Below are 24,742 nucleotides of genomic sequence, written 5' to 3'. Positions count from 1 at the left end.
TCACGCGAGCGGAACCTCGATCAGGGTCGGGACCGGAGTCACCGCGGACAGGGCCTGATCGAGCTCCGATCTGGTCGCCGCGCGAACGTAGCGCCAGCCGTAAGCCTGAGCGAGCGCCGCGAAGTCAACGTCGCGCGGCGTGAGCTGGACGCGTTCGAACGCGGCGGGGTCAGCGGATGCCGCGACCTCGAGCCCCGCGAAGATCGTGCCGCCGCGGTCGTTGCCGACGATGACCTGGAGCGGAGGCATCCGCTCGCCAGGAGCCCGCAGCAGTGCGCCCGCGTCGTGCAGCAGCGTGAGGTCGCCGAGCAGCACGCGGGTCATGCCCGACTGCCGGGTCGTGTCGGCCGTGAGCGCCAGGGCGACGCCCAGGCCCGTGGCCACGGTGCCGTCGATACCACCGAGCCCACGGTTGGCGTGCACCGTGATCTTCTTGCCGGCGACCGTCGCGTCGAGCTCGCGGATCAGTCGCGACGCACCGAGCACCAGCCGATCGTGGGGCCAGGTGTAGCGCCAGGCGGCGTCGGCGAGCATCCGCCTCGTCACCGGCTCGCGCATCGCCGCGAGCTCGTCGCGCAGGTAGGCCGCGCGGGACGCGCTGTCGCTCCACTCGGGGGAATCGGAGGGCTCGGGAGAATGGGGCTCGGGGGAATGAGGCCCGGGAGAATGGGGAGAATCAGCGGGATGCACGGATGCTTCCCCGTCAGCCGGCTCAGCCGACGCCTCGACGAGCCTGCGACTCGTGAACACCCAGCGGCCGGTCCAGCTGCGCGTAGCGGGGTCACGCGGGTCGACGGATGCCGCGACGCCCACGCTCGCGACGCGACGGGCGCTGCGGCCCGGGTCGTAGAAGTCGCCCGCGCCCGACTCATCGACGACCACCACCTCGACGCCCTCGCGTGCGAGCAGTGCCGGCACTTCGCGGCTCAGCGTCGGATGCCCGAAGACGACCGCACGCTCGACCTGGCCGCCGAAGTCGGCGTCGCGGAGCAGCTCGCGGTACGCGACCACGAGATTCGGCCCGAAGCGGGCGCTGCTCGACGCCTCGGCGATGAGGGGCCAGCCACCGGCGCGCGCGAGTTCCTCGGCGGCGGGTCCGGCTTTGTCCCCAGCAACTACGACAGTCAGCGGCCCGCTCTCGAGCAGGGCGGCGACGGGGTCGGGGATGGGGATGGGGCCGGGGAGCAAAGAGGGTGCGAGAAGCGAAAGATCGGGGATCGGCGCCGAGAGCGGGTCGCGCAGCGCCAGGTTCAGGTGCGCTGGGGCGCGCCCCCCGGCCGCGGCCTCCCACAGCTCGGCGGCGAGGGCTGAGGCATCCGTGCCCGGCTCCCCCGCATGGACGTCGCGCGACCACGGCGTCGCGTGACCGAACACGCCGTCCTGCGTCGTGGTCTGATTCGAGCGGATGCCTCGCAGCTCGCTCGGCCGGTCGGCGGTGATCACGATCATCGGCACGCGCGCCTCGTGCGCCTCGAGCACCGCGGGGTGCAGGTTCGCGATCGCTGTTCCGCTCGTCGTCACGACCACGGCCGGGGCGCCCGATTCGAGTGCGAGGCCGAGCGCCAGGAATCCGCCCACGCGTTCGTCGATACGCACATGCAGTTCAGCCGCGCCGGCGCGCTCGAGCTCGGCCGCGACCAGCGCGAGCGCCTGCGACCGCGAGCCGGGCGCGACGACGAAGTGGCGGACTCCGTGGCGGACGAGGGAGGTCAGCAGGTCGATCGAGAAGTCGACGCCGGGATTGCCGGTGGCCGGGGTGGCGTCGCCTGCAGCGGCTGGGTGAACTGCGGGGCCGGACCGTTCACCCATCTGCGCCGTTGTCGTCGCTCTTCGAATTGTTGCCGAGCGTGGCGAGGAACTCGGGGTCGTCATCGGGGGCGATCACGCGGCCGCTGCGCAGTCCGCCGCGGCCCACGGAATACCAGAGGGCCGCTCCGATGAAGGGGAAGATCACGACGACGGCGATCCAGGCGGCCTTCGGAAGGCCGCGCATGCCGAGTCGCTGGGCGAGGCTGACGTTCACGATCGAGTAGACGTAGAACACCGTGGCGAGGAAGCCGATGACGAGCCACAGGCGAAACATGTGCTCATCGTATTCCTGTGATCGCCCGCTGCGGCCCCCGCTGCTGGGCGCCTGCACAGACTCTCAGCCGTACCCTAAGAGGCGTGAGAACGATGCCCGCCTGGCTGCGATACACCCTGCTGCGGCTGCTGTTCATCGCCGTGCCGCTGGCAGTGCTGCTGATCCTGTTCGGGTCGCAGTATTGGATCGTCTGGGTGGTCGCATCGGTGGTCGCGGGCTTCGCGCTGTCCTATATCTTCCTGCGCGGCCCGCGCGAGGCGATGGCGCAGGAGATGGCCGCGAACCGCAACCGGAAGCCGGTCGCGAAGGGTGATGACGCGGCGGAGGATGCGGAGATCCAGGCATCTGTCGGCGACGACGACGAGTGAGTACTGCGAATAGGCACTGCGGGTACGGACTGCGAGTAGGCACTGCGAGTAGGCACTGCGAGTAGGCACTGCGAGTAGGCACTGCGCGTGAGTGGCGCCGGCCCCTACAGGCCCAGCGCGATCCCCAGAATCACCGCGAAGGCGAGCGCCGTGAAGCTCGTGAGCTGCAGCGAGAGAACGAGTTCGCGCCCGGTTCGCCCGGTCATCGCGATGATGGCGGCGGGGACCGCGAGCAGCAGCACGAGGAATCCGAGCCACGCGATCGGGTAGACGAGCGCGAACAGGCCGAGCAGCACGAACGGCAGGAACAGGAAGACGGCGTAGAGCACCTTCGCCCACCGGTTCCCGACCAGCACGGCGAGCGTGCGCTTGCGAGCGAGCCGGTCGGAGTCGATGTCGCGCAGGTTGTTCACCATGAGCACCGCGCACGCGAGGAGTCCGGCTGCGACGGAGCCGATCCAGCCCTCTTGGGTGACGTGCTTCACCTGCACGTACTGCGTGCCCGCGGTCGCGGCGACCCCGAAGAACAGGAAGACGAACACCTCGCCGAGCCCGTAGTAGCCGTACGGGCGCTTGCCGCCGGTGTAGAACCACGCGGCGACCACGGCGGCCGCGCCCACGATGAGCAGCCACCACAGCTGGGTGTCGATGACGGTGACGACGCCGATGACCGCTGCCGCGGCGAAGAACGCGAGCGCGACGATGAGCACGGTGCGCGGCTTCGCCTTGCCCGCCCCGGTCAGGCGGGCCGGGCCGACGCGGTACTCGTCAGTGCCGCGGACCCCGTCAGAGTAGTCGTTCGAGTAGTTCACGCCGATCTGCAGCAGCAGGGCAACGGCGAGCGCGGCGAGCGCACGCACCCAGTGCCAGACGCCCGGGTCGCTGACCGCGCGCGCGGCACCCGTGCCGATCAGGATCGGCGCGATGGCGAGCGGCAGGGTGCGCAGGCGGGCACCGCCGATCCAGTCGCCGACGGTGGCGGGCTGCACCTTTGCGGGATTGCCGCCGGGGCGGCGCGAGTTCGACTTGGGCTTCTTCGACATTTCGGCCGCAGTTTATCGGCGCAGGCTATGCATCGCCGATGCACGGGGCTTGCGCGGGTGATAGGAGCCGGCCGCAGCAGGCATCGCCCATGTGCCGCGAACCACTCACCCGTTCGCGCCCGCGAGCGCGGCGAGCGTGACCCGATCGGGTTTGCCCGAGGGCAGGTGGGGGATCGTGTCGAGCACGACGACGCGAGCCGGCGCGGCGGCGCGGCCGAGGGCGGCGGCGGCCGATGAACGGATGCGTGCGAGCTCGACTCCCCGCGCGGTGGTCACCACGACCGGAACCTGGCCCCACTGCTCATCGTTCGCAGCGACGACGATCGCGTCGGCGAGCCCTGGCAGCGACTTCACGTGACGCTCGACCGCATCGAGCAGCACCTTCTCGCCGCCGGAGATGATCACGTTGTCGGCGCGGCCGAGCACGGTGACGCGGCCGTCGGCGGCGACCTCGCCGAGGTCACCGGTGCGGTACCACCGGGTGCCCCTCTCGTCGGTGTCGAAGGTCGCACTGGTGCGGGCGGGATCGCCGAGGTAACCGGCGGCGAGCGTGGGGCCCGTGAGCTCGAGCACGCTGTCGCGAACCCGGGCCCGCGTGCCGCCGATCGGCTCGCCGTCGTAGACGCAGCCGCCGCAGGTCTCGCTCGATCCGTAGGTGCGGACGATGCGGATGCCCAGCTCCCGGCACCGTTCACGCAGCTCGGGCCGCAGAGCCTGGCCGCCGACGAGCAGGGCGTCGAAGCGGCGCAGCACCGTCAGCACACCGGCATCGGTCTCTGCCGTCTCGACGAGCCGGGCCAGCTGCACGGGCACGAGTGACACATAGCGCTCGGGCGCGGTCAGCTGCACGGCGAACTCGGTGAACACGTCGGCATCGAAATGGCCGGCGGGCATGACGACGGGCTCGGTTCCGGCGTGGATCGATCGCACCAGCACGTTCGTACCCGCGACGTAGTGCCCAGGCAGGCACAGCAACCACTGGCCGCGGCCCGTGACCGGCGACCCATCGAGGCGCGCCCGCCCGGCGCGCCCGGCGTGCGCCGCGACCCAGTCGGCGCTCGCCTCGGCGCTCGCAATCAGCGCCGCAGCCGACAGGCCGACGCGCTTCGGCACCCCCGTGGACCCCGACGTCTCGATGACGAGCGCAACCTCGTCGGGCGCGGCACTGTCGGGCGCGGCACTGTCGGGCACGCCGCTGTCGGACGCGGCACTGTCGGACGCGGCGCTGTCGGACGCGGTGCTGTCGGACGCGGTGCTGTCAGCACCAGCGTCATACGGCAATATCGCTGGGCCGCTCCCGTCCACCGCTGCGCGCAGAGCCGCCATCAGCGCCGGGACGTCGGCGTCCGGCATCCGTCTCAGTTCACGCGACACGGCTGCTCAGCACCGTCATCAGAACTGCCACGGGAAACTGCCCCAGTCGGGCGACCGCTTCTCGAGGAACGCGTCGCGGCCCTCGACCGCCTCATCGGTGCCGTACGCGAGCCGCGTCGCCTCGCCCGCGAAGAGCTGCTGGCCGACCAGCCCGTCGTCGACCGCATTGAACGCGTACTTCAGCATGCGGATCGCCGTCGGCGACTTGCCGAGGATCACCCGCGCCCACTCGAGTGCCGTCGGCTCGAGCTCGGCGTGCGGCACGACGGCGTTCACGGCGCCCATCTCGTAGGCGCGCTGGGCCGAGTACTCCTGAGCGAGGAAGAACACCTCGCGTGCGAGCTTCTGACCGATCTGCCGCGCGTAGTACGCGGAACCGTAGCCCGCGTCGAAACTGCCGACATCAGCATCCGTCTGCTTGAACCGCCCGTGCTCCGCACTCGCGATCGTGAGGTCGGCGACGGCGTGCAGCGAGTGACCGCCGCCGGCCGCCCAGCCGGGCACGACCGCGATGACGACCTTCGGCATGAAGCGGATCAGGCGCTGCACCTCCAGGATGTGCAGGCGACCGGCGCGGGCATTGTCGGTGACCGATGTCTCGTCTTCCGAGTACTTGTAGCCGTCGCGGCCGCGGATCCGCTGGTCGCCCCCCGAGCAGAACGCCCAGCCGCCGTCGCGCGGGCTCGGCCCGTTTCCGGTGAGCAGCACGACGCCGACCCGCGGGTTCGTGCGCGCGTCTTCGAGAGCCGCGTACAGCTCGTCGACCGTGTGCGGGCGGAACGCGTTGCGCACCTCGGGTCGGTTGAAGGCGATGCGCGCAACCCGGCCATCGAGCTCGTCGCCTGTCGCGAGGTGGTACGTGACATCGGTCAGCTTCTCGAAGCCGGGCGCGACCGCCCACCGCGTCGGATCGAAGATCTCGGACACCTGATCGGCCATGTTGAGAAGCCTAAGGCGAGCGAGGAACTCAGCTTGCTCCCCGCGTGTGGCCACCGGTCGCCCAGGTCCGTCAGGCTAAGGTTCCGCGTGGTGACTCGATACGACGATCTTCCTCTTTACGAACCCGAAGGCCCTCGCCGCGGGTGGTCCGACGGGCGCAAACGGCGCCTCCGTCGCACCATCGCCTGGGTGGCCTTCGGCCTCGCGGTCGTGCTCGTGGCCGTCGCTGTCTACGCCGGCGTCACGTACTTCAACTTCATCGGCGGCGTCGACCGGGTCGGCGGTGTCGTGGGCGGCAGCAAGGCCGGAACAGCGCAGAACATCCTGCTCGTCGGCAACGACCAGCGCCCCGCGAACATGACGCAGCAGCAGTTCGCCGAGCTGTCGACGACCGATGACGGCGGCAGCTCGAACACCGACACGATGATCCTGCTGCACATCCCCGCGAACGGCGCCTCGGCGACGCTCGTCTCCTTCCCGCGCGACGCGTACGTGTCGATCCCGGGCCACGGGCAGAACAAGCTCAACGCGGCCTACGTGGAAGGCGCCGCCGCCTCGAACGGCACCGCGGCCCAGAAGGACGCGGCGGGCATGAAGCTGCTCGTCGAGACGATCCAGAATCTCAGCGGCCTCACCATCAACCACTACGTCAAGGTGAGCCTGCTCAGCTTCTACAACATCGCGAAGACGCTCGGGCCGGTCACCGTGTGCCTGAACAACGCCGTCAACGACCCGTACTCGGGCGCCCACTTCCCCGCCGGCGTGCAGCAGCTGAACGCCACTCAGGCGCTGCAGTTCGTGCGCCAGCGGCACGGCCTGCCGAACGGCGACCTCGACCGCGAGGTGCGCCAGCAGTACTTCCTCTCGGTCGAGGCCCAGCAGGTGCTGTCGGCCGGCACGCTGCTGAACCCGGTCAAGCTCAACCGGGTCGTGAAGGCGGTCGGCTCGTCGCTCGAGACCGATGACAAGCTGAGCTTCATCTCGCTCGCCACGCAGCTCAAGAGCCTGAAGGGTGGCGGCATCCACTCGGCGACGATCCCCCTGATGGCGGACCCGTACGGCACGGTTCCGGGCGTCGGCTCCGTGGTCGAGGTCAACTACGACGCGATGCCCGACTTCATCGCCACGATCTCCGGCCAGCCGACCGCCGCCCAGCGGGTCGCGAAGGCGAAGGCGGCGAGCCCGTCGTCCGTGACCGTCGACGTGCTGAACGGCGCGGGCACCGCGGCCGGGTCGAGCACGGCGCTCGCGACGTACAAGTCGCTCGGGTTCCAGACCGGCCAGCCGGCGGATGCCCCGTCATCACAGCAGACGACGACCGTCTACTTCCCCTCGGGCGACGAGGCGCAGGCGAAGGCCGTGCTGCAGCACCTGCCCGGTGCGGCCGTCGCGCAGTCGTCGCAGTACAAGCACGTGACCGTGGTTTTGGGGACGGACGGGCGGATGCCTGCGGCTGCCGGCTCTTCGCCCTCGACGGGTTCGTCGGGCGGCACTGCGCCGTCGACCGGGTCGTCGGGTTCGTCCAGCTCGTCCAGTGCATCGCCGAGTGCCAAGCCGAGCGCGCCGACGACGAACTACAGCAAGACGAGCTGCATCAACTGATGACCGACGCGGCGGCATCAGGGGGCCCGGCGCCTGTCGTGCCTGCGCTGCCCGAAGTGCTCGCGAACGTCCACGTCGTGGCGCTGCCGATGGTCACGAAGTTCCGCGGCGTGACGGTGCGCGAAGCCGCAGTGTTCGAGGGGCCGCACGGCTGGACAGAATTCAGCCCGTTCGTCGAGTACGGCGATGCCGAGGCATCCGCGTGGCTCGCCGCCGCACTCGATTACGGGTGGGGCCCCGACGCAACGTTGCTGCGCCCGACGGTGCGCGTCAACGCGACCGTCCCGGCGCTGGCCGCGACGGAGGTGCCCGCGGTGCTTGCTCGCTACCCGGGTGCGCGCACCGCGAAGGTCAAGGTCGCCGAGCCGGGGCAGACCCTCGAGGACGACGTGGCGCGCGTCGCTGCGGTGCGCGAGGTGCTCGGGCCCGAGGGGCGGATCCGCGTGGACGCGAACGCCCTCTGGAACGTCGATGAGGCGGAGCACGCGATTCGGGCGCTCGAGGGCTTCGACCTCGAGTACGTCGAGCAGCCCGTCGCGTCCGTCGACGAGCTGGTCGAGGTGCGGCGCCGGGTCGAGCGGCTCGGCATCCTCATCGCCGCTGACGAGAGTGTGCGGAAGGCGACCGATCCGCTCGCGGTCGCGCGGGCCGGGGCCGCGGACGTGCTGATCATCAAGGCGCAGCCGCTCGGAGGCATCCGGTCGGCGCTCGCCATCGCCGCGGCCGCCGGGCTGCCGTGCGTCGTCTCGAGCGCGCTCGACACGTCGATCGGGCTCGCGATGGGCGCGCAGCTCGCGGCAGCGCTGCCCACGCAGGACTTCGACTGCGGCCTCGGCACCGCTGCGCTGTTCGCGTCGGATGTGACGGATGCTCCGCTGCTGCCCGTCGACGGGGCGATCCCGGCCGCTCGGGTCACGCCGTCGCCGGAGCTGCTCGAGCGCAACGCGGCGCCCGCGGACCGCCGCGCCTGGTGGCTCAAGCGCATCACGCGCTGCCACGCGCTGCTGTCGCGGGGCTGACCGCGCCCCGCTCGGCTGGGGTGCGCCGAACAGACCCAACTGCGCCCGACGGCGCGACGTAGTGCGCACGTCAGTCTGTCTGGCGCACCCCAGCCGAGCGGGGGCGCTGGCGCGCTGGCGCGCCGGCGCTACTTGAAGACGCGACGGAGCCAGGCGGCGATGCCCTCGATGATGAGCACCACCACGATCATGACGCCGACGAGGGCTGTGACCATGCCGTGCTGGTTCAGCTGCGGCGCCGAGAGCGCGAGGTAGTAGCCGATGCCGCCCGCGCCGACGACTCCGAGAAGAACGGCAGAACGGAAGTTCGAGTCGACAAGGTACAGCGAGTTGCCGATGAGCGAGGGCAACCCCTGCGGAAGGGTGGCCGAGGCGAACCGCTGACCACGGGTCGCGCCCGCCGCGCTGAGCGCGGTCTCGGGGCCGCGGGGCACTTCCTCGAACGAGTCGGCGATCAGTTTCCCGAGCAGGCCGACGCCGCCGAGCGCCAGCGCAACCAGTGCGGGCACCGCCCCGAGGCCCGCGATGACGATGAGGAAGAGGGCGACGATCAGCTCGGGGATGCCGCGCAGGATCGTCAGGATGACGCGGAAGACGCTTCGCACGATTCCGTTCGGCGCGATGTTGCGCGCCGCGAACGAACCGATCACGAGCGCGAAGACGAGCGAGATGATGGCCGCCGCGAATGCGATCTCAAGGGTCGACATGGTGGCCGCGAGCAGGCCGCTCGCGCCCACGCTGCCGAGATTCGGCGGCCAGAAGCTACGGATGCCCGGCCACACGTATTTCCACATGATCTGCCGCGGATCCACCTGAGCGAGCCAGATCGAGGCGAGGACCACCGCGACGGCGATGATGCCCCACGAGGTGTCGCGCACACGCTCACGCGACCAGGGGCGGCGCATCGCGGCCTCGACGGTGAGGGGCGCAAGTCGTCCTGGGGTGCCAGTAGCGGTGGCGGGCAGCGAGCCGGCGGCGGGCACCGAGCCGGCACCGCGGGCCGCGGCCCTTGCGCGGCGGCGACCCGCCACGCGCACCAGGCGGTCGCCGATGCTGTTGCCGGCCGGCTCGATGCCGAGCAGGGTGCGGCGGATGGTCGAGGAGACGATCTCCAGCACGATGCACAGCAGGAAGATCACGAACGCGATGCCGAGACCGCGGCCGTAGTTGAACTGATTGAACGCGAGCATCATCGCGTAGCCGAGGCCGCCGACACCGGCGTACCCGAGGATCGCCGACCCGCGCAGGTTGATGTCGAAGCGGTGCAGTGCGGTCGCGATCCATGACGGCAGGACCTGCGGGAAGACGCCGGCCCAGAACTCCTGGGCCTTGGACCCGCCGGCGGCGCGGATCGCGAGCCGCGGGCCTTCGTCGACCTGCTCGATCGCGTCGGCGAAGAGCTTGGAGATCATGCCGATCGAGTGGATGCCGATCGCGATGATGCCCGGGATCGTGGACCCGAGCGCGAACATCAGCGAGAGCGAAAACGCGATCACGACGTCGGGCACGGCACGCGTCAGCACGCCGATCGCCCGGCCGAGCCAGTGCAGCCACGGCGTGGGCGCCGTGTTCGCCGCCGCGATGTACGCCACAGGAATGGAGATGAGGGCGGCGATCACGGTGCCGAGGATCACGACGCCGAGAGTCAGCCCGGTCAGGTAGATGAGGTCGGCGAACGGCGGGAAGCTGATCGCGTTCGTCGTCGAGCCGAAGAAGCTGTGCACCTTCTGCGACGCCGTCGCGATGTACTGGGCGTCGAGGCCCATCTGCGACAGCGAGTAGACCGAGAAGGCGATGAGGGCCACGATGACGACCCAGCCGGCGATCCGCTCGGCGGAGACACGGCGGCGCGGGGGTTCGCCGGAGAGCGTCTGCGGGCTGACCGGCCCGCGGGCACGGGTCCGCGTGGGCGCCTGAGCAGTGGCGGTCACAGTACGGTCCCGGTCACTGCGGCGGGCTCCGTCATCGCGGAGGCGCTCGTCGTCGCGGCGGACTCGGCCGAGTTCGCGACGAGCTCGGCCTCGATCGCGGTGAGCTCGGTCGTCGTGGTAGCGACGCGGCCATAGATCTCCATGACCTCCTCCTTGGAGAGGCCGAGCGCAGGCGTGTTGAGCACGACCTCGCCGTGGCGCAGACCGACGATGCGGTCGCCCCACCCGAGTGCCAGGTCGACCTGGTGCAGCGAGCAGACCACCGTGAGCCCGTCATCCGCTGCGATCTCGCGGATCAGCCGCATGACCTGGTCGCTGGACTCAGGGTCCAGCGACGCCACGGGTTCGTCCGCGAGGAGAATCTCGGGGTCCTGCATCAGCGCTCGCGCGATCGCCACGCGCTGCTGCTGGCCCCCGGAGAGCTGATCGGCGCGCTGGTACGCCTTCTCGAGCAGCCCGACGCGGTCGAGGTGCTGCAGGGCGCGCTGCTTGAAGGACTTGGGGTACGCCCACAGGCCGAGCTTCGGGCCGCTGAGCTGCGCGAGCGCGCCGGTCAGCACGTTCTCCAGCACCGTCAGCGACGGCACGAGCTCGAACTGCTGGAAGATCATCGCTACGCGGCCCCGGAGTCGCCGCAGCTCTTTCGCCCTGAGCTTCGGAACGTGCACACCGAGCACCTCGACGGTGCCCTTCGTGGGCCGCTCGAGTCCGTCGATGTGGCGCAGGAGTGTCGATTTGCCGGAACCGGAAAGCCCGAGCAGCACGACGACCTCCCCCCGGTTGACCGTCAGTTCGACGTCGCTCAATGCGACAGTCGACCCGAAGTCCTTCGTGACCGCGGTCACCTGGATGACAGGGGAGGTCGTCGTGCTCATGCTGGCTTACTCGGTTCTCTGACTATTGATTTCTCGTGGGAGCGGGCGCGTCATCAACCGCAGACGGCCGAGGCCGCCTTCGCGATGGTCGGGTCGGCGCAGCCCTTGTAGATCGGGTCGTAGAACGACTTCGTCTCGGGGAGGATGCCGTAGAAGTCCTCGCTCGCGGGCGGCGGGAAGCCGGCGTTCTTGAGCGTGGTCGGGCTGACGGTGCCGAGAATCTTGGTGAGCTTCGTCTTCAGCGAGGCGGGCAGCTGGTCGTTGATGACGACGGGGCTTCCCGGAACGAGCTGGCGCCCGAGGCCGTCGCCGACCTTCGCGGCGTCCTTGACCACGGTCACGCCCGAGCCCTTGGCCTCGGACTCGGCGTCCTCGGCGAAGCCGACGTCGCACTGGCCGTTCGCGACCGCCTCAACCGACTTGGGGTGCGTGCCGGCGAAGTAGGCGGTGAAGTCCTTGAAGGTCGGGTTGCCCGAGGCATCCGTACCCGTCGGGGTGATGTCGATGCCGGCGGCCTTGAGCGCGAGCAGCGGGTAGAAGTAGCCCGAGGTCGACGTCGGGTCGACGAAGCAGATCTTCTTGCCCTTGAACTGCGAGACCGTCTGGTACTTCGACGCGTTCTTGTTCGCGACGATCGGGTCCGAGTAGTAGCCCGGAACCGTGAGGCCCGGCGAGGTGATCTCAGCCGAGACGACGTCGAGCTTCGCGCCCTTGTTCAGCGCCGTGACATAGGTGGCGCCCGAGAACACCGCGACGTCGAGCTGGTTCGCGACGCCGGCGGCGATCAGTGCGCTGTACGACGTGGTCGGGACGTACTTGATCGTGAGGCCGGTCTCTTTGCCGAGGTACTTGTCGAGCGACGCGTTCGGGTCGCTGCCGTTGTCGGAGGGAAGGCTGCTGACCACGAGGGTCTTGGAGTTCAGCGCGAACTTGCCGGGCTCGCTCGTCGCCTTCGTGGAGCTTGCTGAGGAGGTCGAGCAACCGGCGAGCAGAGCGACCAGCGCAATGCTCGACGCGGCGGCGAGAGCCACCTTCGTACGGATGCGGAAGGGCATCTGGATGGGCCTTTCGGGTGGGAATGTGCCCCGGCAGAGGCCGCCGGGGGTCAGCGGACGCTTTTCACCGTCACTGGCGGATGTGAACGGGCGACGAACCGGAGGCAAGCAACGCCGAGGTTTCCGAACTGCTGTCTGCAGGGGTCGGTTAACGCCGGATGAACCGGAATGTGGAACGAAATTACGCTCCCGAACATCCATGGGAATGGCCATTCCATGTCGCCGTCCGTTCACTTGCGCGTCAATCTGCGTGCTGAGCCTCGGAGGGTGACACGCAGTATTGCGGACGCCCAGAGCCCCGAGCTCGGTAACCAGGGCGACCTGCTCGAGCTGATCCGCTCTCGAGTCCCCTCCCTCCCCGCGAGCGGGAGGCAGGTTGCGGAGACGGTGCTCCGGGACTCCGATCACGTCATCGGCATGTCGGCCGCGCGCCTCGCGAAGACGTCGGAGACCTCGGTCGGGTCGGTCGTGCGGTTCTGCCAGGGCCTCGGGCTGCCCGGCTACAACGCCTTCCAGCTCAGGCTCGCCGCGAGCCTCGGGCACGGGCTGCGCTCGACGGTCGAGGGGCGCCCCGCACCGGAATCCGTGGCCGAGCGTGTGCTCTGGCAGTCGTTCGACGACCTCGCACGCAGTGTCGCGAGCATCGACGTGCGCGTCCTGCGCCGGGCGGCCGACGTGATCCGCTCGGCGGAGCGGCTGCTGATCTGCTCGTCCGGGCCGTCGCAGCCGGTCGCCGTCACGCTCGGCTCGTCGCTCTCCCGCGCGGGACTCACCGTGCAGTACCCGAGCGACGTCGAGACGCAGGAGGCGGTCGCGCGCCTGCTCGGACCGCAGGACGTGTGCATCGGGGTCAGCCACTCGGGCACGACGACCAACACGCTGCGGTCCGTCGAAATCGCCGCGGTGCGCGGTGCGCCGACCGTCGCGATCACCAGCTTCGCGAACTCGCCGATCGCGGAGACCTGTGACGTCGTGCTCGTCGCCGGTGCGCCGGCCGACGCGTACCGCTCCGCCGACACGGCGAGCCGGATCGTGCACCACGCGCTCATCCAGGCGCTCACCGCTGAGGTGCTCAACCCGTGAGCGGCGCACTCCTGATCGGGATCGACGGCGTCCGGCTCGACCGGCTGACGGCAGCGCATACGCCGCACCTCGACTCGCTGATCGAGAGCGGATTCCTGCGCGAGGGGCGCATTCCACCCCACACCGCCACCATCTCGGGCCCCATGTGGTCGACCGTGCTCTACGGCGCGTGGGCCGACCAGCACGGCGTGCCCGACAACGACGTCCGCCAGGCGCGCGTCGACGGCTTCCGCGACTTCCTCGATCTGCACGCCGAGCAGCACGGCGGCCGGCCATTCGCCCTGGTGAGCTGGGCGCCGCTCGCGACCGCGATGGGCTGCGGCCCGGTCCTCACCGTAGACGCCGAGCTCGTCACCGCCGAGGGCATCGAGGGCGACCCCGACGAGGCCGGGCACGACGAGGACTGGGCCATCCTTGACGCCGAGGTCGCGCAGCGCGCGGTCGCGGCGCTCGCGGACGGGGACGCGGGCACGGGCATCCGTATGGGCATGGGCATGGGCACGGGCACGGGCAGAGGCACAGGCAGAGGCACGGGCACAGGCACAGGCACAGGCACAGGCACAGGCACAGGCCACACCGCCGGCTTCATCTACTTCGGGCAGGTCGACGGCACCGGGCACCGCATCGGCACGGGCAGCGAGTACACCGCCGCCATCGAACGCGTCGACGAGCTTGTCGGCGACGTGCTCGCCGCTCTCGACGCCCGCGCCGACCGCGACGAATGGACCGTCGTCGTGACGACCGATCACGGTCACCGCGACGGCGGCGGCCACGGCGGCCGCGAGGAGCTCGAGGAGACCGTGTGGTTCATCGGCGACCGCCGGCTGCCCGGCTGGGACTCGTTCGACTCCGCCGGCATCGCCGGCTATCTGCTGCATCACCTCGCCCCCACGCGCTGAGGGCGCACCCCCACTGGAGGAACTCATCGCATGACTGTGTGTGAAACCGAACGCGAATCAACCGCGGATGCCACGCCGTGGCGGCTCGGGGCATCCCCCGCGTCCTACACCATCGGCGACGTGCGCGCCGTGCTGCCCGACCGGGTGACGGAATCCGCCGCGGTCGTCGTCGAGGACGGCCGCATCGTCGAGGTCGTCGAGCGCACCGCGTCGGGCGCGCCCCTGCGCGGCGACGTCGACGGCGGCGGGTACCTGCTCACACCGGGATTCATCGACACCCACAGCGACGCCTTCGAGAAGGAGCGCACCCCGCGCCCCTCTGTGCACCTGCCGCTCGACTTCACGATCAACTCGTTCGAGTCGCGCATCGCGGGCGTCGGCATCACGACGGTGTTCCATGGCTTCGGCTTCCACAACAACTCGTCGCAGGGCGTCGTGCGCAGCCCGCAGGCCTCGCGCGAGCTCGCCGACTTCATCGATGCCCTGCACCACGACGGCACGGAACACCAGGTCGATCACCGAGTGCTGCACCGCTTCGACGTGCGCGCCGATGAGGGCGCGGCGGTGCTGCGTGGGCGCATCGAGGGATTGCCGGCGGATGCCCTGCCCATCCAGCTCTCGCACGAGGACCACACGCCGGGCCAGGGCCAGTACGCGGACCTCGAGCACCACCTCGACTTCCTCGTCGCGAGCGGCGCGGATCGCGAGGAGGCGACGGCGAACATCCAGCGGCGCATCGACGAGGCGCGCGCCACCGAGCAGGTGCGCGAGGCGAACCTCGCGTGGGCGGGGGAACTGGCCCGCACCGGCACGGCGCGCCTGCTGGGGCACGACTGCGACTCGCCGGAGGCGATCGACGAGCTCGCCGCGCGCGGCGGTCTGATCGCCGAGTTCCCGACCACGCTCGCGGCTGCTCGCCGGGCCCGCGAGCTCGGCATGCTGATCGTCGCCGGCGCACCGAACCTGCTGCGCGGCGGCTCCCACTCGGGCAATGTCGCCGCCGCCGAACTGCTCGCCGAGGGGCTGGTCGACACGATCTCGTCCGACTACCTGCCGAGCGCCCTGCTCGGCAGCGTGGCACGGGTCGTGCGCGACAGGTCGCTTCCTGTCGCCGAGGCGTTCGCGCTCATCACCTCCGGCGGCGCGGCCGTCGCCGGACTCGCGGACCGCGGTCGGATAGCGCCGGGGCTGCGTGCCGACTTCGCTCTCGTCGACGACGGCCCGAGGTGGCCCCGCGTCGTGACGACGTTCCGCGCGCGGCAGTAGTTGCGCCGCCGGCGCACAGCCCTCAGTCGTTGAGTCGCACAGGCGCTCAGCGCTCAGTCGCACAGGCGCTCAAGCGCTCAGGCCGTGGTAGCAGCCACCTCGACCGCGAACGCGACCGCGCCGCCCAGATACCGGTCCTCGCCGACCTCGATCATGCGGCCCAGGCTGTCGCTGTACTCGCGGCGCACCCGCAGCACCGGGCTCGATCGTGCGATGGACAGCAGCCGGGAGTCCTCGCTCGTCGCGGCGACGGCGTCGATGCGGTGCGTACCGTGCGTCGATCGGATGCCTTCACTGAGCAGCACCCGCACGATCGATGGCTCATCGTTCGGCAGCGACTCGATGATCGGGGCGACCCACGGCGCGAACGCCGTGCGCTCGATCATCACCGGCTTGTCGTCGAGCGTCCGCACACGCGTCACCCGCAGCACGGGCTCGCGTCGATTGATGCGCAGGGCGCGCACCTCCGTCGGCGTGGGCATGTCCCGTCTCGACTCGACGACGAGACCACCGGGGCGCAGCCCCTGGCTCTCGGCCCACTCGGGGAAGCTTCGCATCGAGCTGAACTCGCGGGTCTGCAGCGCAGACGAGATGGCCCAGCCGTTGCCCCGCGTCGGCTCGACGAGCCCCCGCAGCGCGAGGACGCTGAGCGCGTTGCGCACGGTGCCGCGGGAGATGCCGTACTCGGCGGCGAGCGCATGCTCCGAGGGCAGCACGCTTCCGACGGGGAAGTCGCCGTGGGTGATGCGGGTGCGCAGTTCCGTGGCGAGCTGTTGATAGCGCGTCATGCGTCGAGCGCCAGCGCCGCGGCGTCGGAGATGATGCGCAGCAGTTGCTCGCCGGCCTCGGCGAGCGTGCCGTCATTGCGGATCTCGGCATCGACCGGGAAGTCGGGCGCGGGGTCGTGCCGGGCGAGACGCTGACGGATGTCGTGCGCCTCCTCCCGCCCGCGCGCGTGGAGCCGCGCGGCGCGCACCTCGTCGGACACGGTGACCCGCACCACGACCAGCCGGCGGTAGCGCGCCGCGAGATCGTCGAGCATGGCGCGCGAGACGTTGACGACGATGACGCCGCCAGCGCGCACGCGATCGTCGGCGGACGCCGGAATCCCGTAGCCGAGCCCGTGGGCGCGCCACCAGATCGCGAAACCGCCGGAGCTCGACGCATCCGTGAACGCCGCCTCGTCGCTCGAGTCGAACTCCTCGCCCGCGCCCGCCGGCCGTGTGATCACGCGACGCGGGAAATGCACGTCGGGTGCGGGCTGCGCGCGGGCGGCGAGGCGCTCACGCGCGTAGCTCATGAGCGCGTCCTTGCCGACGCCGCTCGCCCCGACGATCGCGACGAAGGCGCCGGGACCGATCTGTGCCCCACTCGCAGGCTCGGCGGTCATGAGACGCGCGCCCCTTCACGCCATACGCCGCGCACCACGGGCACGCGGTGGCCGAACGGCCGCTTCTCGCTCGGGGGCAGGTCGTGAGTGCGCACGCGCACGAGGTCGGCGCGGCGGCCGGCCTCGATCGCGCCGCGGTCGGTGAGCCCGACGGCGCGGGCCGGGTTCGACGAGACGATCTTGGCGCCCTCGACGAGCGGCAGAGTTCCCTCGGCGTCGAGCAGGAAGACGGCCTGCAGCGGGCTCGCGGGCACGTAGTCGGACGAGAGGATGTCGAGCAGCCCGGCCGCGAGCAGTTCGGCTGCCGCGACATTCCCCGACTGCGACCCGCCGCGCATGATGTTCGGCGCGCCCATGACGATCAGCTGGCCGCGCTTGCGCGCTTCCTCCGCCGCGACACGCGTGGTCGGGAACTCGGAGATGAGCACCCCGAAGCCCGCGGACTCGTCGACGTGCTCGATCGTCGCGTCGTCGTGCGCGGCGAGCGCGATGCCGCGCTCCTTGGCGCGCCGCGCGATCTCGGCCCGGTTCGGCACCGAGTGCACCGCGGCGACCTGCTTGAGCTCCTCTATATAGGGCAGGAACCTCTCGTCGGAGATGTGGCCCTTGCCGACCATGTACGTTCGGAACGCCTCCACGTCCGCGTACTGGCGCTGGCCGGGCGTGTGGTCCATGAGCGACGCGAGGCGGATGTGGCCGACGCCGGCGAGCGCTTCGAACTCCTCGACGGCGTTCGGGGACGAGACCTCGCAGCGCACGTGGATGAAGTGCTCCGAGCGGGTCATGCCGGCATCGCTTGCATACCCGATCGCGCTGGCGACCTGCGCCGCGAGGTCGGTCACGGGGCGCGCCTGCGCCTCCATGCCGCCGATGCGCACCGCGTCGAACACGGTCGTGACGCCGGCGCCGCTGATCTGGGCGTCGTGGGCGAGCACCGCGGGAACCGGGTCCCAGTTGGTGCCGGGGCGCGGCTGGATGTGCGACTCGAGATGATCGGTGTGCAGTTCGACGAGACCGGGCAGCAGGTAGTCGCCGTCGAGGTCTTCGGCGATCACGCCGGACGAGGTGGCGGGCGCAGCCCCCACGTCGGCGATCCGCCCATCGCGGATGAGGACCGAGCCGGTCACGACGGCGTCGTCGAGCACGATCCGGGCGTTGGTGAGGACGGTTTCGCGGGTCATCGGGTTCCTTGGGTCGCGGGCTCGGCGTTCTGGGAGCCTCGGGCGGTGGCGGACGATTCGGGGGCGGATGCGGAGCCGAGCGGGTACACCGCGTGAAGCTCGAACGGGGCTCCGGGCTCGCACTCCGTATAGATCGCGAGGCAGTCGATCGGCAGCGTCCGGCCGAGACTCGACCGGAACCACTCGGCGAGCACCGCCTCTACTTCGTCCCGCCGCTCGGGCTCGATCGGGTCGGTGAGAGTGAAGTGCAGACGGAACTCGTCGAGGACGTAGGGGTAGCCCCAGCGCTCGAACAGCTCGCGCCGGCGCTCGGTCATGCCCGCAGGATTGCGGCGAGCGATCTCTTGATCGGATGCCGGGGCCCGGAACTCGTCGAACTCGGTGACGACCTCGGCCGCGAGCGAGTACAGGGGCTCGGCCGGTGCGCCCGGCATGATGGCGAAGAAGGCGCCGAGGCGCGTGAGCGCCAGGTTCGGGACCTCGACGACGGAATGCGCGGCGGCGAAGCGCTCGACCGCCTGCTCGAGGTCGGCGAGCGTACGCCCCTCGGCGAGCCGGAACGGCGCCTTGAGCGTGGCATGGAAGCCGTAGCGCCGCGCGTCGATCGTGATCGCGTCGACGTCGGCGCGGCTCCAGCCTGCGGGCGCCGCCGGCGCCACCGGGTTGCCCGCCGCGCTGCGGCCGATCCACCACTCCGCCTGCTCGAGGAGACGGGCGCCCACGGCATCCGCCGGCAGTGAGCCGGGTGCCGCGTAGATCGCGACCCGCGCGCTCACGCGAACGCCTCGACGTCGATGATCCGGTCGGCGACGCGCTCGCGCACCTCGACGTCGTGGAAGATGCCGAGCATCGCGACGCCCTTCGCCCGCTTCTCGGCGATCAGGTCGACGACGACATCGCGGTTGCGCGAGTCGAGTGACGCGGTCGGCTCGTCGAGGAGCAGCATCGGCAGCTCCGCGATGAAGCCACGGGCGATGTTGACGCGCTGCTGCTCGCCGCCCGAGAACGTCGCGGGCGGGAGCGTCCACAGCCGCTCCGGAATCCCCAGCTGAGTGAGCAGTGCCGCGGCACGGTCGCGTGCCTCGTCGGCGCCCACACCACGCTCGAGCAGCGGCTCCGCGACGACGCTGATCGCCGGAACGCGGGGCACGCAGCGGAGGAACTGACTGACGTAGCCCATCGAGTCCCGGCGCGCGGCGAGCACCCGCCGCGGGTCCGCGATGGCGAGGTCGACGGCCCCGCCTGCTGTCCCGGCGTCCAGGACGATCGAGCCGCCCGCTGCGGCGTAGTTGCCGTACACCATCTTGAGGATCGAGCTCTTGCCCGCACCTGAGGCGCCTCCGAGCACGACGCACTCGCCGGCGTGCACCTCGAAGTTCACGTTGCGCAGCACGTTGAGCCGCGTGCCGCCCTGCAGATGCATGGTGAAGTTCTTCTCGACGTCGGAGACGGAGAGAACGGTCTGCGTCATGGTCATTGCGTTCACCCTTGCAGGATCGAGGAAACGAGAAGTTGCGTGTACGCGGCCTGCGGGTCGTCGAGCACGCGGTCGGTGAGGCCGGACTCGATGACGGTGCCGTCCTTCATCACCAGGGTGCGGTGCGAGATGAGGCGCGCGACCGCGAGGTCGTGGGTCACGATCACGACGGCGAGGCCGAGCTCGGCGACGAGGGAGCGGATCAGGTCGAGCAGGCGCGCCTGCACCGACACGTCGAGTCCGCTGGTCGGCTCGTCCATGAAGACGAGTCGAGGCGACACCACGAGGTTCCGGGCGATCTGCAGACGCTGGCGCATGCCGCCGGAGAACGAGGCGGGGGTGTCGTCGATGCGGTCGACCGGGATCTCGACGCGCTCGAGCCACTCCGCTGCCGCCTGGCGGATCTTCCCGTAGTGGCGCCAGCCGGTCGACATCAGCGGCTCGCCGACGTTGCCGCCCGCACTCACGTGCATGCGCAGCCCGTCGGCCGCGTCCTGGTGCACGAAGCCCCACTCGCTGCGCCACAGGCGGCGCACGCGCGCCTCGCTGAGATCGGCGAGCGAGACGACCTCGCCGTCGGCGAGGCGATAGCGGATGCTTCCCTCACTGAGGTCGAGACGCTGGGACAGCGTGCCGAGCAGGGTCGACTTCCCCGAGCCCGACTCTCCCACCACGGCGAGCACCTCGCCGGGCCACAGCTCGAAGCTCACGTCCCGGCATCCGTAGCGGTCGCCGTACTTGTGGCCCGCGTCGCGCACCTCGAGCAAAGGCCGCTCGTCGGCCCCCAGGTGCAACTGTTCGAGCGTCATGCCGATACCTCCTGTTGTTGCGGTTGCGTCGTCTGCTGCGCCGCGACGGCGCCGGACTGCTCGGCCGAGGCGGCACGAGCGACTGTGCGCTCGCAGTGGTCCGTGTCCGAGCACGCGTACATCACGCCGCCCGCGTCGTCGGTGATGATCTCGTCGAGGTAGACGCCGGTCGATCCGCAGATCGCGCACGGCTGCTCGAAGCGCTGCGGCTCGAAGGGGTGGTCCTCGAACCCGAGGCTCACGACATCCGTATAGGGCGGTACCGCGTAGATGCGCTTCTCGCGGCCTGCGCCGTACAGGTGCAGCGCCGGGCTCTGATCGAGCTTCGGATTGTCGAAGCTCGGCGTCGGCGACGGGTCCATCAGGTAGCGGCCGTTCACGATCACCGGGTACGCGTACGTCTGGGCGATGTGGCCGTACTTCGCGATGTCCTCGTACAGCTTCACGTAGATGAGGCCGTACTCCTCGAGCGCGTGCATGCGTCGCGTTTCGGTCTCGCGCGGCTCGAGGAAGCGCAACGGCTCGGGGATCGGCACCTGGTAGACCATGGTCTGCCCCTCGGTGAGCTCGAGCTCGGGAATCCGGTGCCGGGTCTGGATGATCGTCGCGTCCGCGGTGTGCGTCGTCGTCCGGGCACCCGCGACCTTCGCGAAGAATGCACGGATCGACACGGCGTTCGTCGTGTCATCGGCTCCCTGGTCGATCACCTTCAGGGTGTCCTGCTCGCCGATGATCGCGGCGGTCACCTGCACACCGCCGGTCCCCCAGCCGCGCGGCATCGGCACCTCTCGCGAGGCGAAGGGCACCTGGAACCCGGGGATCGCCACGGCCTTGAGCAGTGCGCGGCGGATCATCCTCTTGGTCTGCTCGTCCAGGTAGCCGACGTTGTACTGCGGCAGGCCATTGCTCAATTCGGCGCGCGTGGTTGCTCCCGGCGTCTCGCTCACGACACCACCTCCGTTTCCTGCTTCGGCGAAGCATCCGCTCGCCGTTCTTCGAACTCACGATTCAGTCGCCGCACCAGCCCGAGCTCGGCCTGGAAATCGACGTAGTGGGGCAGCTTCAGGTGCTCGACGAAGCCCGTCGCCTCGACGTTGTCGGCGTGCGTGATGACGAACTCCTCGTCCTGCGCGGGGGCGACGATGCGCTCACCGAACTCCTCGTGGCGCAGCGCACGGTCGACCAGTGACATCGACATCGCCTTGCGTTCGGCGCGACCGAACACGAGGCCGTAACCGCGCGTGAATTGCGCCGCGGTATCGGCGTTCCCGGTGAACTGGTTGATCATCTGGCACTCGGTGAGCTCGATCCGGCCGAGCGGCACGGCGAAGCCCAGCTCGGGCGCCACGAACTCGACCTCGACCTCGCCGACGCGAATCTCGCCGGCGAAGGGGTGCGTGCGACCGAAGCCGCGCTGCGTCGAGTAGCCGAGCGAGAGCAGGAAGCCCTCGTCGCCGCGAGCCAGGGCCTGCAGTCGCTCGGCGCGGCTCATGGGGAACAGCGTCGGCTCGCGCGTGAGGTCCGCGGGCTCGGGGTCGGTGAATCCTGCGGGGCGCTCGGGTTCCATGAGGGCCTCGGTGCCCAGCAGATCCGCGACCCGGGGCATCGCCTCGTCGTGCTCGGCTGCGTCGTTTTTGCCGGCGGCGCTGTCGTTTTGGGCGGAGGCGCTGTCGTTCTCCTGGAACTCGCCGCCGTAGCCGCCATCGGCGAACAGGCGGTGCGTGTAGTCGAACGTCGCGCCGAGCTGCTGGCCGCCCGGGATGTCCTTGAACGTCGCCGAGACGCGGCGCTGCGGGGGCAGCTCTGCCGTGTCGACGGGTTCGGTGTAGCCGTAGCGCGGCAACGTGGTGCGGTACGAGCGCACGAGCGTGATCGCTTCGAGCACGTCGCCCTGCGCCTGCACGATGGCGCGGGCGGCGAGTGCGGGGTCGTACATCGACCCCTCGTTCATGACACGGGCGACGAGCACGGAAAGCTGCCCGGCGACCTGCTCGTGGGTGAGCTGCGGGACGGATTCCTCGCCTCGACCCTCCTTCGCGAGCAGGGCGTGGGCATTGGCGATCGCTTTCTCGCCGCCCTTGACTGCGACGTACATCAGGCCTCCTGTCCAGGGTTCAGCGACGCGAGCTGCGTCGTGCGCGGGAGCGCCGAGATGCTCCCCTCATCGACGATCAGCAGGTCGACGCCGCGCGGGAAGAGCCGCACGTTCGCGCGCCACTGGGCCGCGAAGTCGGTGATGTGGTCGGCCCAGGGGGCGTCGAGCTCCGCTTCGACGTTGATGCCGGGACCGGTCGCGGTGAAGTGGTGGACTTCCCGCGGTGAATCGCAGACGATCTCGCGGGTGTCGACCACGACGGTGGTCGACAGGTGCGGCGCCTCGTCCGTGCCCTGCCGGAAGGTGTCGAACACGGGCAGCGCATCGGGGGTCGCGAAGGCGAAGTCCGCGAGCGCCGGGTCGTCGACCCGCCGCGACCCGGTGTGGAAGCTGAGCCAGGAGACGACCTCGGCGTCGCTCGCGAGCGCACCGGAGAGCCACACGGTCGTGTCCTCGTCGAGCACGGTCAGCGCAATGGCGCCGAGCCCGCTGCCGAGCGCGGCCGGCGGTTGCGCCGGGCCCGCGAGCGGGTAGGACCGCGTCGGGTGCGCGAGTGCATCGAGAACCGAGCGGAACGCGGACTGGGCCTCGCGTGTCGGGTCGGCGAATCCGGGGTTGGGAATGGCGGACGGCTGGTCCGTGACGGTGCTCATTCGTGCTCCCTCGAGACAGTGAAGAAGTCGACGAGAGTGCTGCGCGAGTCCGCGCGACGCGCCTCGTCGCGGGCGAGCTGCTGCTCCTCGAGCGGGGTCACGACCTCACTCAGCACGCGCTGCCGTTGCGCGTCGTCGGCGAGCAGGCCGTCGAAGATCGCGGCGAGCCGCGCGTGCTCGAGGTCGGTGCCGAGCACGTAGGCGGTGCCGAGCACGTCGGCGGCCAGCGGCTCGCCGTGCAGACGCACCGTCGCGCGGGTGACCGTCGCCTCGCCCAGGTTGAACTTGGCCCCGCCCGCGTCGACGCGGCTGCGGACCATCACGAGGCCCGCCTCCGGCCCGCGGATCGCCTCGACCTCGGGCTTGGGAGCCCACTGTTGCCAGGCGCCGGCCAGGACATCCGTCTCGGCCATGGCGAGGGCATGCATCCAGCGCTGTCGCTGCCGCTCACCGTCCGCGAGCGACTCACGACCCGCCGCCACCGTTTGCTGCGTCACGCATCCTCCATAAGTTGTCTAGTGATCTAGATAACTTCACGCTAGCCCTGTTCTCGAGCCCGTGGGGTAAACGGCACGCGAACGGATGCCAGCGAGCACCCTCCGTGTCGCAGAACGCACGATCCGCCACCCCGGATCGACCGTTCAGGGTGATACATCGTGCGAATGCTGACCGAGCCCCGGCCCCGGCGTCGGTAGAGTGCCGACGACATGAGCACTCAGAGCAGCAGGTCACCGAGCGGGTACTCCACGTGGCGACTCATCGCCGAAGAGCTCCGGCGCGAGATCGCGGACGGCGCGTGGCCCGCCGGCGCCAAGCTCCCGAGCGAGAACGACCTGGCGGCGCGCTTCGAGGTGCATCGCAACACCGTTCGACAGGCCGTCGCGGCGCTGGTCGCCGACGGGCTCGTGACTTCCAAGCGGGGCAGCGGCACCTTCGTGGCCGAGCACACCCTGCTCGTACACCGCATCGGTGCGCGCACGCGCCTGACGGACAGCCTGCGCGGCAGCACGGCATCCGCTCGCCTGCTGGATTCGGCCATCGAGCCCGATCCGCCCGCCGACATCGCCGAACGACTGCGACTCGACGGGCGCCCGGCACTCAGGCTCGAGCAGATGCGCCTCGTCGACGGTCAGCCGATCTCACTCGGCACGCAGTGGTGGGTCGCCGAGCAGGTCCCGGGGCTGCCGGAGATCTTCGCGAGGCTCGGCACCGTCACCGGCTCGCTCAAAGAGATCGGCATCGCCGATTATCTGCGTGCTGCGACCACAGTCGGCGGCCGCTACGCAACGGCCGACGAAGCGGAGTTGCTCCGGCTCGCGCCCGGCTCGGTGGTGCTCGTCGTGCGCTCGCTCGACACTCTCACCGACGGCACGCCGCTGCAGTTCGGCATCGCCCGATTCGCCGCCGCGCGGGTCGAGCTCGACATCGAGCACGCCCGGATCGGGTGACGCCAGCCCCAGCACGCCGCGAACCCCCTCAGTGGGCGGGCCCTCGCCTGGATCGGCGAACCCGCTCGCGCCCGGATCGGCACTCCCGCTCGCGCCTGCATCGGGAAACCCGCTCGCATCGAGCAGCCTCAGTGTGCGCCGAGACGCAGACC

At 70.4% G+C, this 24,742-nt stretch carries 25 protein-coding genes; 7 read left to right on the top strand and 18 right to left on the bottom strand.

Going from position 1 to position 24,742, the window contains the following annotated elements:
• Both menD and ACFOYW_RS12840 read right to left on the bottom strand, forming a co-directional pair.
• Entirely contained in the window at positions 1–1,809 is a 1,809-nt protein-coding gene (gene menD / locus ACFOYW_RS12845; RefSeq protein WP_390229429.1) for a 2-succinyl-5-enolpyruvyl-6-hydroxy-3-cyclohexene-1-carboxylic-acid synthase, read from the bottom strand.
• Positions 1,802–2,083, bottom strand: coding sequence for a PLD nuclease N-terminal domain-containing protein (locus ACFOYW_RS12840; protein WP_390229427.1), 282 nt, complete (start codon positions 2,081–2,083; stop codon positions 1,802–1,804). Before ACFOYW_RS12840 ends, menD begins: the two co-directional genes overlap by 8 nt.
• 92 nt (positions 2,084–2,175) lie before the next feature.
• Between ACFOYW_RS12840 and ACFOYW_RS12835 the strand changes: the two genes are divergently transcribed.
• On the top strand, positions 2,176–2,451 hold the full coding sequence (locus ACFOYW_RS12835) for a DUF4229 domain-containing protein (protein ID WP_390229663.1): 276 nt from the start codon (positions 2,176–2,178) through the stop codon (positions 2,449–2,451).
• A gap of 104 nt (positions 2,452–2,555) precedes the next feature.
• On the opposite strand, the gene ACFOYW_RS12830 is transcribed toward ACFOYW_RS12835, so the two are convergent.
• The 3 genes from ACFOYW_RS12830 to ACFOYW_RS12820 all read right to left on the bottom strand — a co-directional run bounded on the left by ACFOYW_RS12830 (position 2,556) and on the right by ACFOYW_RS12820 (position 5,807).
• Positions 2,556–3,494, bottom strand: a complete 939-nt coding sequence (locus tag ACFOYW_RS12830) for a 1,4-dihydroxy-2-naphthoate polyprenyltransferase (RefSeq protein ID WP_390229425.1) — start codon at positions 3,492–3,494, stop codon at positions 2,556–2,558.
• Positions 3,495–3,599: 105 nt separating this feature from the next.
• A complete protein-coding gene (locus tag ACFOYW_RS12825) occupies positions 3,600–4,847 on the bottom strand; it encodes an AMP-binding protein (RefSeq protein WP_390229423.1) in 1,248 nt (415 codons plus the stop codon).
• 39 nt (positions 4,848–4,886) lie between these two features.
• Entirely contained in the window at positions 4,887–5,807 is a 921-nt protein-coding gene (locus tag ACFOYW_RS12820; protein ID WP_390229421.1) for a 1,4-dihydroxy-2-naphthoyl-CoA synthase, read from the bottom strand.
• A gap of 90 nt (positions 5,808–5,897) precedes the next feature.
• On the opposite strand from ACFOYW_RS12820, the gene ACFOYW_RS12815 reads away from it, so the two are divergent.
• Together ACFOYW_RS12815 and ACFOYW_RS12810 are read left to right on the top strand one after the other, a co-directional pair.
• The gene (locus tag ACFOYW_RS12815; RefSeq protein WP_390229419.1) at positions 5,898–7,409 is read left to right on the top strand and encodes an LCP family protein; all 1,512 of its coding nucleotides are present in this window, start codon (positions 5,898–5,900) and stop codon (positions 7,407–7,409) included.
• On the top strand, positions 7,409–8,428 hold the full coding sequence (locus tag ACFOYW_RS12810) for an o-succinylbenzoate synthase (protein ID WP_390229417.1): 1,020 nt from the start codon (positions 7,409–7,411) through the stop codon (positions 8,426–8,428). Before ACFOYW_RS12815 ends, ACFOYW_RS12810 begins: the two co-directional genes overlap by 1 nt.
• 128 nt (positions 8,429–8,556) lie before the next feature.
• Here ACFOYW_RS12810 and ACFOYW_RS12805 read toward each other — a convergent pair whose 3' ends face one another.
• Genes ACFOYW_RS12805 through phnD form a run of 3 tightly spaced genes read right to left on the bottom strand, consistent with a single transcriptional unit; the run spans position 8,557 to position 12,289 of the window.
• On the bottom strand, positions 8,557–10,359 hold the full coding sequence (locus ACFOYW_RS12805; RefSeq protein ID WP_390229415.1) for a PhnE/PtxC family ABC transporter permease: 1,803 nt from the start codon (positions 10,357–10,359) through the stop codon (positions 8,557–8,559).
• Complete coding sequence (phnC, locus tag ACFOYW_RS12800; protein WP_390229413.1) at positions 10,356–11,234, bottom strand: phosphonate ABC transporter ATP-binding protein; 879 nt, start codon at positions 11,232–11,234, stop codon at positions 10,356–10,358. The genes ACFOYW_RS12805 and phnC overlap by 4 nt, the downstream gene beginning before the upstream one ends.
• A gap of 53 nt (positions 11,235–11,287) precedes the next feature.
• Positions 11,288–12,289, bottom strand: coding sequence for a phosphate/phosphite/phosphonate ABC transporter substrate-binding protein (phnD, locus tag ACFOYW_RS12795; protein ID WP_390229411.1), 1,002 nt, complete (start codon positions 12,287–12,289; stop codon positions 11,288–11,290).
• Positions 12,290–12,556: 267 nt separating this feature from the next.
• Between phnD and ACFOYW_RS12790 the strand changes: the two genes are divergently transcribed.
• From ACFOYW_RS12790 to ACFOYW_RS12780, 3 genes are read left to right on the top strand one after another with little or no spacing between them, the layout of a single operon-like run.
• Positions 12,557–13,372 (top strand): MurR/RpiR family transcriptional regulator, encoded by an 816-nt coding sequence (locus ACFOYW_RS12790; RefSeq protein ID WP_390229409.1) that lies wholly within the window; start codon positions 12,557–12,559, stop codon positions 13,370–13,372.
• Entirely contained in the window at positions 13,369–14,271 is a 903-nt protein-coding gene (locus ACFOYW_RS12785; protein WP_390229407.1) for an alkaline phosphatase family protein, read from the top strand. Before ACFOYW_RS12790 ends, ACFOYW_RS12785 begins: the two co-directional genes overlap by 4 nt.
• 30 nt (positions 14,272–14,301) lie before the next feature.
• The gene (locus ACFOYW_RS12780; protein ID WP_390229405.1) at positions 14,302–15,537 is read left to right on the top strand and encodes an alpha-D-ribose 1-methylphosphonate 5-triphosphate diphosphatase; all 1,236 of its coding nucleotides are present in this window, start codon (positions 14,302–14,304) and stop codon (positions 15,535–15,537) included.
• A gap of 77 nt (positions 15,538–15,614) precedes the next feature.
• On the opposite strand, the gene ACFOYW_RS12775 is transcribed toward ACFOYW_RS12780, so the two are convergent.
• The 10 genes from ACFOYW_RS12775 to phnG are packed head-to-tail and all read right to left on the bottom strand — an operon-like array spanning position 15,615 to position 23,639.
• The gene (locus ACFOYW_RS12775) at positions 15,615–16,325 is read right to left on the bottom strand and encodes a GntR family transcriptional regulator (RefSeq protein WP_390229403.1); all 711 of its coding nucleotides are present in this window, start codon (positions 16,323–16,325) and stop codon (positions 15,615–15,617) included.
• Positions 16,322–16,927: a phosphonate metabolism protein/1,5-bisphosphokinase (PRPP-forming) PhnN gene (phnN, locus tag ACFOYW_RS12770; protein WP_390229401.1), complete on the bottom strand. Its 606-nt coding sequence runs from the start codon at positions 16,925–16,927 to the stop codon at positions 16,322–16,324. Before phnN ends, ACFOYW_RS12775 begins: the two co-directional genes overlap by 4 nt.
• Positions 16,924–18,108 (bottom strand): alpha-D-ribose 1-methylphosphonate 5-triphosphate diphosphatase, encoded by a 1,185-nt coding sequence (locus ACFOYW_RS12765; protein WP_390229399.1) that lies wholly within the window; start codon positions 18,106–18,108, stop codon positions 16,924–16,926. Before ACFOYW_RS12765 ends, phnN begins: the two co-directional genes overlap by 4 nt.
• On the bottom strand, positions 18,105–18,884 hold the full coding sequence (locus tag ACFOYW_RS12760) for a DUF1045 domain-containing protein (RefSeq protein WP_390229397.1): 780 nt from the start codon (positions 18,882–18,884) through the stop codon (positions 18,105–18,107). Before ACFOYW_RS12760 ends, ACFOYW_RS12765 begins: the two co-directional genes overlap by 4 nt.
• The gene (gene phnL / locus ACFOYW_RS12755) at positions 18,881–19,585 is read right to left on the bottom strand and encodes a phosphonate C-P lyase system protein PhnL (RefSeq protein ID WP_390229395.1); all 705 of its coding nucleotides are present in this window, start codon (positions 19,583–19,585) and stop codon (positions 18,881–18,883) included. Before phnL ends, ACFOYW_RS12760 begins: the two co-directional genes overlap by 4 nt.
• A 5-nt stretch (positions 19,586–19,590) precedes the next feature.
• Positions 19,591–20,394 carry a phosphonate C-P lyase system protein PhnK gene (gene phnK / locus ACFOYW_RS12750; protein WP_390229394.1) on the bottom strand — a complete coding sequence of 268 codons (804 nt, stop codon included), beginning with the start codon at positions 20,392–20,394 and terminating at the stop codon, positions 19,591–19,593.
• The gene (locus ACFOYW_RS12745; RefSeq protein WP_390229392.1) at positions 20,391–21,341 is read right to left on the bottom strand and encodes an alpha-D-ribose 1-methylphosphonate 5-phosphate C-P-lyase PhnJ; all 951 of its coding nucleotides are present in this window, start codon (positions 21,339–21,341) and stop codon (positions 20,391–20,393) included. Before ACFOYW_RS12745 ends, phnK begins: the two co-directional genes overlap by 4 nt.
• Complete coding sequence (locus ACFOYW_RS12740) at positions 21,338–22,489, bottom strand: carbon-phosphorus lyase complex subunit PhnI (RefSeq protein ID WP_390229390.1); 1,152 nt, start codon at positions 22,487–22,489, stop codon at positions 21,338–21,340. The genes ACFOYW_RS12745 and ACFOYW_RS12740 overlap by 4 nt, the downstream gene beginning before the upstream one ends.
• On the bottom strand, positions 22,489–23,142 hold the full coding sequence (gene phnH, locus ACFOYW_RS12735; RefSeq protein WP_390229388.1) for a phosphonate C-P lyase system protein PhnH: 654 nt from the start codon (positions 23,140–23,142) through the stop codon (positions 22,489–22,491). The genes ACFOYW_RS12740 and phnH overlap by 1 nt, the downstream gene beginning before the upstream one ends.
• Complete coding sequence (phnG, locus tag ACFOYW_RS12730) at positions 23,139–23,639, bottom strand: phosphonate C-P lyase system protein PhnG (RefSeq protein WP_390229386.1); 501 nt, start codon at positions 23,637–23,639, stop codon at positions 23,139–23,141. Before phnG ends, phnH begins: the two co-directional genes overlap by 4 nt.
• Before the next feature lie 210 nt (positions 23,640–23,849).
• Between phnG and phnF the strand changes: the two genes are divergently transcribed.
• Complete coding sequence (gene phnF, locus ACFOYW_RS12725) at positions 23,850–24,590, top strand: phosphonate metabolism transcriptional regulator PhnF (protein WP_390229385.1); 741 nt, start codon at positions 23,850–23,852, stop codon at positions 24,588–24,590.
• Positions 24,591–24,742: the final 152 nt, after the last annotated feature.

Origin of the sequence: Gryllotalpicola reticulitermitis (genome assembly GCF_042651345.1) — a bacterium.
GTDB lineage: Bacteria > Actinomycetota > Actinomycetes > Actinomycetales > Microbacteriaceae > Gryllotalpicola > Gryllotalpicola reticulitermitis.
The sequence above is the reverse complement of the archived record's forward strand: the minus strand, read 5'-3'. Positions and strand labels throughout refer to the sequence as shown.